The organism is Thermoanaerobacterium thermosulfurigenes, from assembly GCF_051201035.1.
Classification (GTDB): Bacteria; Bacillota; Thermoanaerobacteria; order Thermoanaerobacterales; family Thermoanaerobacteraceae; genus Thermoanaerobacterium; species Thermoanaerobacterium thermosulfurigenes.
In genome coordinates this window covers 1-14,713 of sequence record NZ_JBPODR010000007.1, presented here as the reverse complement: position 1 = coordinate 14,713, position 14,713 = coordinate 1, and the positions used below count along the sequence as shown (strand labels likewise).

The following is a 14,713-nucleotide window of genomic DNA, read 5'->3' as shown; positions in this document are numbered from 1 at the left end:
TTTTCACACCTTTTTCAGAACCTTTTTTTCTAATTTTCTCATGATTTTAGTCCATCCAAACTCTTCGCTTGACAAAGGTCTTACAAGTATCGTAAAAAGTCCGACTCTATGCCCCCCAAGTATGTCAGTAAAAATTTGATCGCCAATAATAGCAGTTTCATCAGGCGTAGAGTCAAGCATTTCCAAAGCCTTATAAAAAGCAGACTTTCTCGGCTTTATAGCCCATGAAATGCCTTTTACACCTGTATCTTTAGTAAAATTATTAACTCTTTTCGTTGTATTGTTTGATATAAGGCAAACTTTAAAGCCTTTTGACTTCAAAAATTTAAACAAGTTAATTACTTTTCGATCAGGATTTAAAACCTTTTGCGGTACAAGCGTATTGTCAATATCAAAAATCAATGATGTTATTCCTCTTTTTTTTAAGTTTTCAAAGTCTATATCGTATATTGAATTAGCATACATATCTGGTATCAATTTTTTATACAATAAATTCACCCCAAACTTACTTTAATTATACTTTACAAAAAAATAAACTGTCAATATAGACAGCATTTGGATTAAAAACTTTAGATCACATTTACATCGTCATTTCTTTAAATAACTTGTTTAATGCCTTTTTTTCTATTCTCGATACGTAAGATCTTGAAATCCCTAACATTTTCGCTATTTCCCTCTGAGTTTTTGCACCACCATTTATGAGACCATACCTTAATTCAATTATTAATTTTTCCCTGTTTTTAAGAACACTATTTAACTTGTGGTACAGTTTTTTGACTTGCATCCTTAATTCTACTTGATCACTTACCTCGTCTGTCTCAGTCCCTAAAATATCTATAAGCGAAATCTCATTGCCCTCTTTATCAACTCCTATAGGATCATGCAAAGATATTTCAGATTTTATCTTCTTTTCAGCTCGCAATGACATCAATATTTCGTTTTCAATGCATCGAGCCGCATATGTTGCCAAATGAGTTCCTTTTGAAGAATCATAAGTTAAAATCGCTTTAATAAGACCTATTGTTCCTATGGATATTAAATCATCTACATCTTTACCAGCATTGCTGTACTTTTTAACAACATGCGCCACAAGCCTTAAGTTTCTTTCTATCAAAATATTCTTCGCTTCTTCATCACCGTTTTTAAAGGCTTCAAAATACTTTCTTTCTTCTTCTGCTGTAAGAGGTTGGGGAAATGAATTAGCATTTGTTAAATAGCCGAAATTGATTATGTCTTTCACGATTGATGTCACAAGCGCTATAAGCGCAGCCAACATAAAGGCCACCTCCACATTTTAAGTCACATATTAAATATATGCAACTTAAAATCTTTGGTGCAAGTCTCATTTATAGTATTTCATTATTTCTTCAGCTATTTGTTTAAATATTGGAGCCGCTTTAATTCCGCCTATATCGCCATTTTTAACAAAGACTGATATTGCATAAACAGGCTCATCATAAGGAACAAAACCAGTAAACCATGCATGATAGATATTTTTCTCCCTGTTTACCTCAGCCGAACCAGTTTTTCCTGCCGACTTATACTCGGTTTCTGCGTTTTTTCCAGTTCCATTTACCACAACATCTCTCATCATTTCTTTTACACTTTCTGCTGTGCTTTCGCTTATAACTCTGTATGAGTCTGCCTTGTGTAGATTTTCTACAATATTGCCATTTTCATCAATAATAGCTTTTAAAAGATTAGGAACATTTCTTATACCGTCATTGGCAATGGTCGCTGCAACATCAGCAGCTTGCAGTGGAGTCATGGTAACATCTCCCTGTCCAATTGAAAGATTTCCTATGCCAGCACCTAATGTATTTTCCAAGGATGGCAATGTGCCAATTTGCTCCTCTATCGGCAGATTATCATCTTTTGTTATGCCAAATTTTTTTGCCATTTCTATTATATCGCTGCCGCCTGTCTTTTGCCCAATTTTTATAAATGTCGTATTTGATGAGACTTCAAATGCTTTGATCATGTTAATCAATCCATTTGACTCATCCATAAAATTATGGTAAACCACACCATCGATGTTTATATACGGTTCGTCAATAAAGTTATCGTATATGTTAACTTTTTTATTTTCTAATGCAGCAGATGCCACTATTATTTTAAAAATGGACCCCGGGGGATAATCCATCACTGCTTTATTCAGCAATTCTTCGTTTTTACTGTTTAGATAATCGCTAACTTTATTTTGGTCGTAGTTGGGCCTTGAAGCCATTGCTAAAATATCTCCATTTTTTACACTTAAAACAACAGCAGCACCGTTAATATTGTTTTTATCCAAAATATTTTCTACCGCTTTTTGAATATGATAATCGAGTGTTGTCTGAATCGAGTATACATTTTTATCAGTGCTTCTTATTTTTACACCCAATCCTTTTAAATAGTCATTATTGTTGTCTTTAAATACAGCTATAGAATCATATCCATTAGTGCTTAAAATTTTGTTGAATGTGTCTTCCAATCCATAATTAGCGCTACCACTGTATCCTATTATGTGTCTTGCCAATGAATTAGAATCATATCTTTGAGGAATATTCAGTATAAAGATTCCGACAGGCAAATTTCCGTCGTATGTATATCTAACTTTATAACTAAGAATATCTTTGCCTTCATTTAAGTTTCCGTATATTTCACTTTCTGAAATACCAGTTAGTTTATTTATTATTTCTGATGCATTTTTTTTATTGATGATCAATCCATGGATTGCATACACGTACTTTGTTGAAGTTCTGTCTGTAAAAGGAATTAAATTTCTATCGTATATTTCTCCACGTTTTTTGTCTAAATTCAAACTTTGAATTTTTTGATCTACAGCAATTTTAGCGTATGTTTCACCTTTTACGTATTGTATATAAAAAAGCCTTATCAATAATGATAAGATAAGAAATGTAGTTATGATATTTAAAACAATAAATCTAAGGTTTTTCCTATTCATAAAAAAACTCCTTTCCGGGTTTATTATTTCCCTTAAAGGAGTTTAACATTCACTAAGCTATGCTTTTTTTCTAAGAATGTAATATTTTTCTACCTTCCTCTTTAATGGAATCTTTACAATCATCTGTGGATGCGGTGCAACTCCGATTTCATTGCCTTCTATATCATACATTTTATCAATAGTCTCCACAAACATGTCTTTAGGACCTATGATCTCTATTACATCACCTGAAAAAAATCTGTTTCTTTGCTCTATTACAGCCATTCCACTTTTATCATCGTAATCAATCACCATTCCAACAATATTGTAATTCCTGATGTATGAGGAAGAATCATAATTGTGTGATTCAGAACCAGGTTTCCCAAAATAAAAACCAGTCGTAAAGTCTCTATTACTGACTTTCCCCAATTCTTCTAAAAGGCCTTCATCAAAAACATATCTATCGCCAAATTCCAGATAATCATCAATTGCTTTTCTATAAGCTTTTGTCACAACAGCAACATAATACGAGCTTTTGTTTCTGCCTTCTATCTTTAGGCTGGTTGCGCCAGCTTCGATAATATCTGGAATGTATTTTATCATGCATAGATCTTTTGAATTCATTATATATGTCCCTCTGTCATCTTCCTCTATTCTCATGTACTGTCCAGGCCTTTTTTCTTCAACAAGATAATACTTCCACCTGCATGGATGCGTACATTCGCCTTTGTTTGCATCTCTTCCTGTTAAATAATTACTTAGAAGGCATCTTCCCGAATATGAAATGCACATTGCACCGTGAACAAAAACCTCCAATTCTAAATCGTTTGGAGTTTTTTGTCTTATCTGCCTTATCTCTTCCAAAGACAATTCTCTAGCCAAAACAATGCGCTTTGCCCCTAATTCATGCCAAAAAATTGCGCTTCTATAATTAACGTTGTTAGCTTGTGTGCTTATATGAATCTCAAGTTTTGGTGCAACTTCCTTGATTATCGAAAATACACCTGGATCAGAAGCTATCACTGCGTCTATTCCAGTTTTACTAACTTCATATATATATTCTGGCAATCCTATGAGATCATCATTGTGAGGAAATATGTTTACAGTTAAATAAGCTTTTTTACCATGATTTTTAACATATTCAACTGCATATTTGATCTCATCCATGCTAAAGCCGACTGTAGCTCTAAGTCCATAATTGTTTCCACCGAAATAAACGGCATCTGCTCCATAATTTATCGCAACTTTTACCCTCTCTAAATCACCGGCCGGTGATAATAACTCAACCATTTTTTCACTCCTTTACGCTTATAGACAAACCATCACCAATAGGAATAATCGACGTAGATATTCCTGTCTTGTTTAAAACATATAAAATAAAATCTCTCATCCTATAAACTATCGTTCTACGCTTATGTTTTACATGCTTTTCAGCAGCAACATAGCCTTTATACAAAATATTATCGCAAATCAAAATACCTCTATCGCTTAATAACCTTAAAGATTCGTCAAAAAATTCCTTGTAATGGCCTTTCGCTGCATCAATAAATATTAAGTCATACTTTTTATTAAGACAAGGCAAAACGTCCAAAGCATCACCTTTTATAAGTTCAACCCTATCTAATAGAGATGCTTTAAGAAAATTCTCTTTTGCTATCTCAGCCATATCCATGTCTTTCTCGATGGTAAGAATTTTACAATTTTCATAAGCTAATAGCATCACGATAGAAGAATAGCCAATGGCTGTGCCTATTTCTAAAATATTTTCTGGTTGCTTGATTTTTATAATTGTCTCCAAAAATTTTGCAACTTCAGGTTTTACGATCGGAATAAAATTATCACTTGCATAACTTTCGATTTCTTTAAGCAGCCCTTGACTTAAATCAAACAATTGCCTTATAAATTTTATGTCGCTATCTATCATAAACGGCACCTCTAAATCAATTAACCTTTTTTTCCGCATTCAACTGATCTATATAAGTCTTGCTAAAAATATGAGAACCATCAGTTTGAGCTACATAGTAGTAATAGTCATGTTTTGCTGGATCTATAGCTGCTTCTATAGACTTTAAGCCTGGATTGCTAATTGGCCCTATTGGCAATCCATAGTGCAAATAAGTATTATATGGTGAATTAACTTTTAAGTCATCAAGAGATAATTTGTCTTTGTGCTCTCCTAAAGCATATTCCACAGTAGCGTCAATCTGCAATTTCATGTTTTTATTTAGCCTGTTGTATATTACACCAGCGATAAGCGGTCTATCTTTGTCTATTTTAGCTTCTTTCTCAATCATTGACGCTATTATCACAATTTTGTCGGTAGTCATGCCAACATTCGTCTCTTTCCCTTTTATATAGGATTTATATATTTCGTCAAACCTTGACAGCATAAGATTTATAATATCATGAGCACTGGTACCTTTCTTTATAACATATGTGTCAGGAAAAAGATATCCTTCTAATCGATCTGGTCTATCTTTAGGAATATCCTTTAAAAACTCATAATTAAAAACACCATTTTGAGCTTCATTCATAAAATCGCTTTTCTTGACTATACCCATCTGTTGCAAGCGGTCTGCAATCTCACTTACAGTAAACCCTTCTGGTATAGTGAATTTAACAGTATCTAATATAACCTTTCCATCTTTTAACTTCTTAATTATCTCATCCGTAGTCATATTTGAACTTAAAAGATACTTTCCAGCTTTCATTTGAACGCCATCATCGTAAAACTTTGAACGAAAAATAAAAAAACACTCGCTTTTTATTAAGTCTTTATTTCGCAATATCTTAGCAATTTCTACAGTCGAGGAGCCTTGTGGTATGACAACTTCTTTTTCAGTCGGATTATTATCAACAGGCTTAAATAGACTCTCATAATATATAGCCGCTGATATGATAAAAAAAACTACAATAACAATCGTAACAAGAGATCTTTTCTTTACTTTCCCCTTTACATTTATCATCATGAGCTCTCCTCAAATCAAAAATCGACACTTTATACAAAGATTATATAATTATATACAAATAAAAACAAGTAAGGTTTTTAGCCCACTTGTTCTTATTTGCTATTTTAAATTAACAACATCCATTATAATCTTTGTAATGTCATCCATTATGCGAGAAAAGCTGTATTCCGCAGCGAGATAAGCATTTAATTCAGGATTTAAGCTTAGTATGTCATAAAGCTTTTTTAACATTTCTTCATCTTCTTTTGTTATTTCTTTTCCCGTCAGTTCTTTTGTCTGAATTTCTAATTGTTTTTTTCTAAAATCTTCTAACATTTTTTTATTTTGCTCATTGGACTCAATTTTTTTGAATGCATCTTTAAATGCTTTATATTCAGGCAGCTCTTCTATTGCTCTTTTTAATTCATACGCTTTATCGTATACGTTCATATCTTAATCCTCCTATATTTCCATTATTATAGGCAATATCATTGGATTTCTCTTTGTTTTTTCATATAAAAAGCTGCTTAAACATTCTTTAATCATAGTCTTTATAGACGACCATTCCGTTATATCATCCTTTTCGCACTGTGAAAGAGTTTCTTTAACAAGATTTTTGGCTTCCTCCATCAAATCCTCTGACTCTCTCACATATACAAAACCTCTCGATATTATATCAGGTCCAGCTATTACAGAACCTTTTTCTTTAGATATGGTAACAACTACCACCAATAAACCATCTTGAGAAAGATGTTTCCTATCTCTTAAGACTATATTTCCTACGTCACCAACGCCTAAGCCATCAACCAATACTTTACCTGCAGTTACCGTGCCAGCAATCCGACCTGAATTTTTTGTAAATTCAATCACTGTACCATTATCAGCAATAAATATATTCTTAGGATCCATGCCAAGATCTTCGGCTAACTTTGCATGTTGCTTCAAATGCCTATATTCTCCATGTACGGGAATAAAAAATTGTGGTCTTATTAGTGTGTGGAGCAACTTGATTTCTTCTTGGCATGCGTGTCCAGATACATGTACATCAGCCAATGCATCGTATATTACTTCTGCGCCTTTTTTGAACAGTTGATTTATCACCCTTGATATTAATTTTTCGTTACCAGGTATGGCAGAAGCAGATATTACAACTGTATCACCTGGCACTATCTCAACCTTTTTGTGTTCTGAAGATGCCATCCTTGTCAACGCTGACATGGGCTCTCCTTGGCTTCCGGTGGTAATAATGACCACTTCACCATACGGAAGTTTATTGGCTTCATCGATGTCTATAAGTGTACCTTCTGGTATGCTTAAATACCCTAATTCATTGGCAACATTTATGACATTTATCATGCTTCGTCCTGAAATCGAAACTTTTCTTCCATACTTGTAAGCAGAATCAATTATCTGTTGAACGCGATGAATGTTTGATGCAAATGTAGCTACGATTATCCTCTGTTCAGCTTTTCTAAATATATTGTCAAATGTGTCTCCTACAGTTTTTTCAGACATCGTATAACCTGGTCTTTCTATATTTGTACTATCACACATCATGACAAGAACCCCTTGTTCTCCTAATTCAGCAAATCTATGGAAATCAGCTACTTCTCCACCAATTGGGGTAAAGTCTATCTTAAAATCGCCAGAGTGAAATACAACTCCAACAGGTGTATGAATAGCCAGTGCTGCCGAATCAGCAATGCTGTGAGATGTTCTTATAAACTCTACTCTAAGTTGCCCAAACGTCACTGTCTCTCGAGGTTTCACCGTTACCAATTTGCTATCTCTTAAAAGCCCATTTTCTTTTAATTTGTACTCAACTAAGCCAAGCGTCAAACGTGTCCCATACACAGGCACATTTAATTGCCTTAAAACATAAGGCAATGCTCCAATATGGTCTTCATGCCCATGCGTTAAAACGATAGCTTTAACTTTTTCTTTGTTTTTTAATAAATACGAAATGTCTGGGATGACAAGATCTATACCCAACATCTCGTCATCAGGAAAAGCAAGACCGCAGTCAATGACAATAATGTCATTTCCGTACTCAATTACAGTCATATTTTTCCCGATCTCATTTAACCCGCCCAAAGGTATGATTTTTAATTTTGTCTTATTTGTCAAATACATATCTCCCTTCTTCGCTAATATCGCTAATAATATTTTAACCAACAACGATAAAACATTACCCGTACAACACACTAATTAATTGTATTATACTTTATTTAGTGCTTATCTTCAAGTAGATATAAAAATTAAGCCCGTCAATCTGACAGGCCTAATTTTTATTTTGTTTGCATTTGCTACAATATCCAAAAAATTTCACATTATGATCGATTATTTGAAAATTCTTTGTATTTTCTATCGCTTCTTCTAGGTTTTCTAACAAATCCCCTTCCATCTCTATCACACTACCACATTTTAAACAAATCAAATGGTGGTGTTGATGATCTTCATTGTGATAAAGCTCATATCTGCTGCGTCCATCATCAAAATTTAATTTGTATATTATACCCATTTCATCAAAGAGCTGCAAAGTCCTGTAGACAGTAGCAAGACCTATCTCTGGATATTTTTCCTTTACGAGATCATATATTTCCTCTGACGACAAATGCTTTTCGCGATTTTCTATTATAACGTCAAGTATTGCCCTTCTCTGTGTGGTCAACTTAAATCCTTTTTGCTTCAAATTCTCCTTTATATCATCTATTTCGTTCACTTTTTCACCACCTTACATTTTACCTGTTTATAAAAGTTTATGCATTATATTCTCAATTGTCAACTATTTTTGCAAAAATAAAATTAGCTTTATCATTAATATAACCTTATATTAACACAAAAAAAGATGTATTTTCAATTGAAATTAAAAATATTTTTATAAATCCTTTATTTGCACATAAAGCATCCATCTTTTAAGATAAATAACGTATTTTTTGAAAACGACAATAAAAAAGTTTCGATGGTGTTATTTCCCAGGTAATATTTGTTATTCGAGATGTTTTTGATTAATAAAAAATAGATATACCTTCAAGGTATATCTATTCGTCATCATGATGGTGGTGGCAGTCACAATCATCATCACATTCATATTCTTCCAATAATTCATTGTAAGCTTCTACTACATCATTAAACTCATCTTCGTCATCTATTCCGACAAATATGTCCTCACCATTTTCATCTTGCTCAACTCTCAAAATATACGCATCATCGCTTTCACTGTCTATCGGTGCAACAACAGCATACCTTGTGTCATCAAGTTCAAAAGATGAAATTAGTTCAAAGTCTACTTCATTGCCATTTTCGTCGATAAGCTCAATAATGTCATTATTAAATTCATTATCCAACAAAATCACCTCATTTCTTATACCGATAATCCCATTGTAGTATACAAAAAATTTCCTGTCAAGTTAAATTGATTTCCTTTTGTAATCAAGATACCCTTGTAAAATTATCGTGGCTGCCAGTTTATCTATGACTTTCTTTCTCTTGTCCCTTCTCATGTCAGCATTTTCCACAAGCATCCTATTAGCCTCGACTGTCGTCAACCTTTCATCCCACAACATTATAGGTAAATCAATTTCTTCTTTTAAATACTCCACAAAATTGATCACTTTCTGCCCTTGAGCTCCTATTGTACCATTCATATTTTTAGGAAAACCAACGACAATTTCCTCTACTTTAAACGCATCTATAATCTTCTTTATCTCAAATACATCGTTATCTAAACTTTCTCTTCTTATGGTTTTAATTCCTTGTGCTATAAGCCCTGATGGGTCACTAACAGCAATACCTATGGTTTTATCACCAACGTCTAAACCTATTGTGCGCAATTCTACTCTCTCCATTCACGCATACAATATGCCTCACACTTATAAGACGTGTGAGGCTAAACTCTATTTCTCTAAATAATTTTTAACTAATTCCTCAACTAATTCATCTCTCTCAATCTTTCTTATAAGATTTCGAGCATTTTTATGGCTTGTTATATATGTAGGATCACCTGACAAAATATAACCAACTATCTGATTTATAGGATTATATCCTTTCTCCAACAAAGCATCATATACAGAATTCAGTATGTCTTTTGCTTTACCGTCTTCATTTTCAAAATGAAATCTTACGGTTTCATCATTGCGGTCAGCCATTTTTATCACCTCTATGGGATTTTCATTTAATATATTATACGACTATAATATATTAAACTATGAATAGTAGTCAAGTTAAATTTTTATTTAAGTTTTTCAATGAACAAAGATCTTGAAGTTTCTAAAGCTATATTTATCTTTTCTAAATTATTGCCGACACCTTGAGCCATATCAGCTCGTCCACCGCCTTTGCCATCTGCAACTTGGCATATTTCCCTTATGATATTGCCAACGTTAATTCCCCGCTCAATGGCATCTTTCGTCGCCATTCCTACAAAATTAATTTTTTCATCTCTAATTGTAGCAAGTATTATAACAGTGCTTTTTAATCTGTCCTTAAGTATATCTCCCATCATCTTAAGCTCATCTACATCCAAATCATTTAATGTAGCACTAACAAATTTTATTCCATTTATGTCCTCTGCAGAATTAATTAACTTGTCTGACATTGATAACACTACTTTTGATTTTAGCTGTTCCAATTGTCTTTCTAAGTCCTTTATAGTTTGACTTAAATCAGCGATCCTATCCACAATGTCTTTTTCATTAACCTTTAGTATCTGTTCTATATTAGAAATTAATTCTCCTTTTTTGTTCAAAAATTCTAAAGCACCTAACCCTGTCACAGCTTCAATTCTCCTGACACCTGCGGCTACACCACTTTCCGCAATGATTTTAAAAGCTCCTATCTGAATAGTATTAGTGACATGGGTTCCTCCACAAAGCTCTTTGCTATAATCAGAAATATTTACGACCCTTACCACATCACCATATTTCTCTTGAAAGAGTGCCATCGCACCTTTCTTGATAGCTTCATCCTGTGACATAATGTCAATCGACACACCGATGCTCTCGTAGATTTTCTCATTAACCTCATCTTCTATCATCTTAATTTCGTAAGCGGTAAGCGCTTGATAATGAGTAAAGTCAAATCTAAGTCTATCTGGCGTAACCAAAGATCCTGCTTGATGTACATGGTCGCCTATAAACTTTCTCAAGGCACTATGCAGTAAATGTGTCGCAGTATGATTTCTTGCTGTGCTCATTCTATTCTTCTCATCTATTATAGCCTCTACTGTATCACCTACATTTAAAATGCCTCTTTCGATAGTGCCAATATGGACAAATTTATTCCCACCAGCTTTTTTGCAATCTTTTATGTTAATATAGACATCTTCACTTTTTATTATGCCGCTGTCTCCAACTTGACCACCGCTTTCTGCATAAAACGGCGTCATATCTAAAATAATATTTACTTCTTCTCCCGCTTCAGCAGAATTAACAAGCTCATCATCCTTTATAATAGCCAAAACTTTTGCATCCGATTTAAATGCCTCATAACCAACAAACTTTGTTTCGATATCTTTCATGGTCGAATAAATATCTTTTTCCCAAAGGGCATTATCTTCTTTTCTACTGCTTCTGGCTCTTAATCTCTGGTTCTCTAATTCCTTTTGGTATCCATCTTCATCTACCGACATACCAGATTCGCTCAATATTTCTTTAGTAAGCTCAATGGGAAAACCATATGTGTCATACAGTTTAAATGCTTTACTGCCCTCCAATACATTTTTCCCTGAAGCCTTCAAATCATTGATATATCCATCAAGAATATCTAACCCTTGGTCAATCGTCTCTTTAAATCGTTCTTCTTCTTTTTTTATTACCTTTTTTATGTATTCTTTTCTTTCTTGTATTTCAGGGTATGCACCTTTATAATGTTCAACAACAACATCCACTACATCATATAGAAATGGCCTATCAAGTCCTAATAACTTGCCATATCTTGCTGCTCTTCTTAATAATCTCCTTAAGACATATCCTCTGCCTTCATTTGATGGTAATATCCCATCAGATATCATAAAGGTAACCCCTCTAATATGATCCGTAATAACTCTTAAAGATACATCGCTTTTCTTATCAGCACCATATTTTACACCAGCCATTTTACCAACATAATCAGTAATACCGCGAATCACATCAACATCAAATATACTGTCAACCTCTTGCATTATGGTCGCTATTCTTTCAAGCCCCATACCTGTATCTATATTAGGCTTAGGCAGTGGATTGTAGTTTCCTTCTGCATCTTTGTCAAATTGCGTAAACACAAGGTTCCAAAACTCAATAAATCTGTCGCAATCACAACCAACACCGCAAGTAGGCTTCCCACAGCCTTTGTCCTCACCTCTGTCAAAATATATTTCTGAACACGGTCCACATGGCCCTGTTCCAATCTCCCAAAAATTATCTTCTTTACCCATTCTGACAATTCTCTCTGGTGGAAGTCCAACAACTTTATTCCATATTTCAAAAGCCTCATCATCGTTTTCATAAATAGTCACCCATAATCTATCTTCTGGCAATTCTAAGACTTTCGTCACAAACTCCCATGCCCATGGTATTGCTTCTTTCTTAAAATAATCGCCAAAAGAAAAATTGCCCAGCATTTCAAAAAAAGTCCCGTGCCTCGCTGTCTTTCCAACTCTATCTATATCAGGTGTTCTAATGCATTTCTGACACGTAGTAACTCTTCTACTTGGTGGAATTTCCTTCCCAGTAAAATACGGTTTCAAAGGAGCCATTCCAGCATTGATGAGCAACAAACTTTTGTCATTTTTAGGCACGAGCGAAAAACTTGGCAACCTCAAGTGTCCTTTACTTTCAAAAAAACTAAGATATTTCTCTCTTATCTCATTCATTCCGAGTTTTTCCATATATATCCTCCTTATGCTTACAAAAAAACGCCCTACAAGGGACGGCAGAAACCTTCTCTTTTTATGTATATTTTACAAGAAAGCCTAATTAAAGTCAACAATTGCTATTATGCCTTAATAAAAATATCCTTAAATATCACTTTTACTACAGCTACGACAGGAACTGACAAAAGCATACCTAATATTCCGAAAAACTGCTCTCCTACCAAAAGAGCAATTATAACTGTTATAGGGTGCAAATCTACATTGTCGCTCATTATTTTTGGAGCTATTATAGCACTTTCGATTTGCTGTACTAAAAAAAATACAACAAATGACCATACGCCTTTATAAAATGAATCCATAAGCCCCATAACAACTGCTGGAATCGAACCTAATATAGGTCCGAAATACGGTATTACATTAAATATGCCAGCTAATATACCTATTAACAAAGAATACTTTACTCTTAATATCATCAGTCCTATTGACGTCAAAAATGTCACTATTAATGAAATATATATTTGGCTTCTAATATAATTACTTAAGACATAGTCAATATCTTTTAAGATTTTCAAAAAAGTTTCTCTCATTTTTTGTGGTATAAACTCGTTAATGCCATTTTTTAAAACTTCTTTGTCTTTTAGTAAGTAAAAAGTAATAATAGGTGATAATATCAAGTTTACAAGATGGCCTGTCATTGAAATAACACTTTGCATTGCTCTGTCAACTATCAATTCCATTTGCTTATCAAACATATTTGCTCGCTTAATGAATATTTTATTAAATTCTTTTGGTAAGTACGATAAATAATCATTTTTAATATTATTAACTTTGTCATTCAATAGGCTAATATAATCCGGTATCATTTTAAAAAGATTTGACATTTCATTTACAATTACTGGAAATATAAAAATAGCAAAAAGCGATACTACAATCATTAGCAAAAAATAAACAATTATTATAGACTGTACTCTTTTTATACCTTTTTTTTCAATGTATGTCACAATTGGATTTATGAGATATGCAAGTATAATAGAAACCAACAATGGCAACAAAATTTCTTTTATTTTATTTGCATTCATGTAAAAAAAATACAATACAACAAGTATTATAATTATCCATGTAAAATATCTAATATATCTTTTGCATATTCTCATATAAAACACCTTTAAATAAAAGGGCTAAAAGCCCTTTTACATTTTATTTGCTCTGTGAGCAATTTTAGTTAAACCCATCTGAATTAATTGTCTAACCCTTTTTGAATTGATTCTCGGTAAAATAAATGCCGCTGCCGCCGCACCAGTTAAGAAACCTTTTAAATATTTTCCTTTGTCATCCATGATAACCCTCCTACCTTTAAACATCAATCGATTTGTCAAGTCAATTTTTTATAAAAGAACACTTCTTTCAATTGATTTTGATGATTTTAGTATTCCACTTTTTTAAATTAGTAAACCTACCATTTTATCTTTTAAAACACATTTTTAAAACAATTCTAATTTTTAAAGAAAAAAATACACCTAATAAAGTGTATTTTGGGATATGATTAGGTAAAACCATCATATTCTTAAATAAAAGCTTCAAATGTACTATGCGTGACAATTAAAAAATCAGTAATATTTGATTAAGGTGTCAAAAGTATTTTTTCATCCATGGCAAACTAAAAATATGGTAAAATAGAAATATAAACAAAAAGAAATAGAAGGAGCGATACATAGCCATGGCATTCAAACCAAACGAATATCAACAAATCACAATGGATGACAGATTCTTAAACTTGGATGAAAGGACAAGAAAGTTTGTTTTAAACTCATGGGCAAAAGGCTTTGCTGAAATCATATTTCCAGCAATCAATGAAAAACGCTTTTCCGTATTGTACAGTGACAATCCCGCTTCCCGTCCAAACAGTCCTGTAAACGCAATAATTGGAGCCCTAATACTAAAAGAAATGTTTAATCTTACAGATGATGAACTATTAGCAAGCATACTATG

The 14,713-nt window shown here is 33.2% G+C and carries 15 protein-coding genes and 1 pseudogene; 1 reads left to right on the top strand and 15 read right to left on the bottom strand.

Annotated elements, in window-relative coordinates:
- Positions 1 to 3: 3 nt before the first annotated feature.
- The 15 genes from HNR52_RS03795 to HNR52_RS03725 all read right to left on the bottom strand — a co-directional run bounded on the left by HNR52_RS03795 (position 4) and on the right by HNR52_RS03725 (position 14,061).
- Positions 4 to 498: a YqeG family HAD IIIA-type phosphatase gene (locus HNR52_RS03795; RefSeq protein WP_013787928.1), complete on the bottom strand. Its 495-nt coding sequence runs from the start codon at positions 496 to 498 to the stop codon at positions 4 to 6.
- An 82-nt stretch (positions 499 to 580) separates the two neighbouring features.
- The gene (gene sigK / locus HNR52_RS03790) at positions 581 to 1,276 is read right to left on the bottom strand and encodes an RNA polymerase sporulation sigma factor SigK (protein ID WP_013787927.1); all 696 of its coding nucleotides are present in this window, start codon (positions 1,274 to 1,276) and stop codon (positions 581 to 583) included.
- A 66-nt stretch (positions 1,277 to 1,342) separates the two neighbouring features.
- Positions 1,343 to 2,947: a peptidoglycan D,D-transpeptidase FtsI family protein gene (locus HNR52_RS03785; protein ID WP_435619729.1), complete on the bottom strand. Its 1,605-nt coding sequence runs from the start codon at positions 2,945 to 2,947 to the stop codon at positions 1,343 to 1,345.
- Positions 2,948 to 3,004: 57 nt separating this feature from the next.
- Positions 3,005 to 4,216 carry a peptidase U32 family protein gene (locus tag HNR52_RS03780; RefSeq protein ID WP_435619728.1) on the bottom strand — a complete coding sequence of 404 codons (1,212 nt, stop codon included), beginning with the start codon at positions 4,214 to 4,216 and terminating at the stop codon, positions 3,005 to 3,007.
- 4 nt (positions 4,217 to 4,220) lie between these two features.
- Complete coding sequence (locus HNR52_RS03775) at positions 4,221 to 4,850, bottom strand: O-methyltransferase (protein WP_435619789.1); 630 nt, start codon at positions 4,848 to 4,850, stop codon at positions 4,221 to 4,223.
- Between the two features lie 16 nt (positions 4,851 to 4,866).
- Complete coding sequence (gene mltG, locus HNR52_RS03770; protein WP_435619727.1) at positions 4,867 to 5,892, bottom strand: endolytic transglycosylase MltG; 1,026 nt, start codon at positions 5,890 to 5,892, stop codon at positions 4,867 to 4,869.
- A 102-nt stretch (positions 5,893 to 5,994) separates the two neighbouring features.
- Complete coding sequence (locus HNR52_RS03765) at positions 5,995 to 6,324, bottom strand: YlbF family regulator (RefSeq protein WP_435619726.1); 330 nt, start codon at positions 6,322 to 6,324, stop codon at positions 5,995 to 5,997.
- A 12-nt stretch (positions 6,325 to 6,336) separates the two neighbouring features.
- On the bottom strand, positions 6,337 to 8,007 hold the full coding sequence (locus tag HNR52_RS03760; RefSeq protein ID WP_013787921.1) for a ribonuclease J: 1,671 nt from the start codon (positions 8,005 to 8,007) through the stop codon (positions 6,337 to 6,339).
- A gap of 148 nt (positions 8,008 to 8,155) precedes the next feature.
- Positions 8,156 to 8,596, bottom strand: coding sequence for a Fur family transcriptional regulator (locus HNR52_RS03755; protein ID WP_013787920.1), 441 nt, complete (start codon positions 8,594 to 8,596; stop codon positions 8,156 to 8,158).
- 319 nt (positions 8,597 to 8,915) lie between these two features.
- Positions 8,916 to 9,221 (bottom strand): DUF1292 domain-containing protein, encoded by a 306-nt coding sequence (locus tag HNR52_RS03750; RefSeq protein WP_013787919.1) that lies wholly within the window; start codon positions 9,219 to 9,221, stop codon positions 8,916 to 8,918.
- Positions 9,222 to 9,284: 63 nt separating this feature from the next.
- Positions 9,285 to 9,707, bottom strand: coding sequence for a Holliday junction resolvase RuvX (ruvX, locus tag HNR52_RS03745; RefSeq protein ID WP_013787918.1), 423 nt, complete (start codon positions 9,705 to 9,707; stop codon positions 9,285 to 9,287).
- Between the two features lie 63 nt (positions 9,708 to 9,770).
- Positions 9,771 to 10,022, bottom strand: coding sequence for an IreB family regulatory phosphoprotein (locus HNR52_RS03740; protein ID WP_085113667.1), 252 nt, complete (start codon positions 10,020 to 10,022; stop codon positions 9,771 to 9,773).
- Positions 10,023 to 10,105: 83 nt separating this feature from the next.
- Positions 10,106 to 12,739: an alanine--tRNA ligase gene (gene alaS / locus HNR52_RS03735; protein ID WP_013787916.1), complete on the bottom strand. Its 2,634-nt coding sequence runs from the start codon at positions 12,737 to 12,739 to the stop codon at positions 10,106 to 10,108.
- 107 nt (positions 12,740 to 12,846) lie between these two features.
- Complete coding sequence (locus tag HNR52_RS03730) at positions 12,847 to 13,878, bottom strand: AI-2E family transporter (protein ID WP_013787915.1); 1,032 nt, start codon at positions 13,876 to 13,878, stop codon at positions 12,847 to 12,849.
- A gap of 36 nt (positions 13,879 to 13,914) precedes the next feature.
- On the bottom strand, positions 13,915 to 14,061 hold the full coding sequence (locus HNR52_RS03725; protein WP_013787914.1) for a hypothetical protein: 147 nt from the start codon (positions 14,059 to 14,061) through the stop codon (positions 13,915 to 13,917).
- A 380-nt stretch (positions 14,062 to 14,441) separates the two neighbouring features.
- Here HNR52_RS03725 and HNR52_RS03720 point away from each other — a divergent pair.
- Positions 14,442 to 14,713: pseudogene (locus HNR52_RS03720) on the top strand (transposase); the annotation flags it as partial.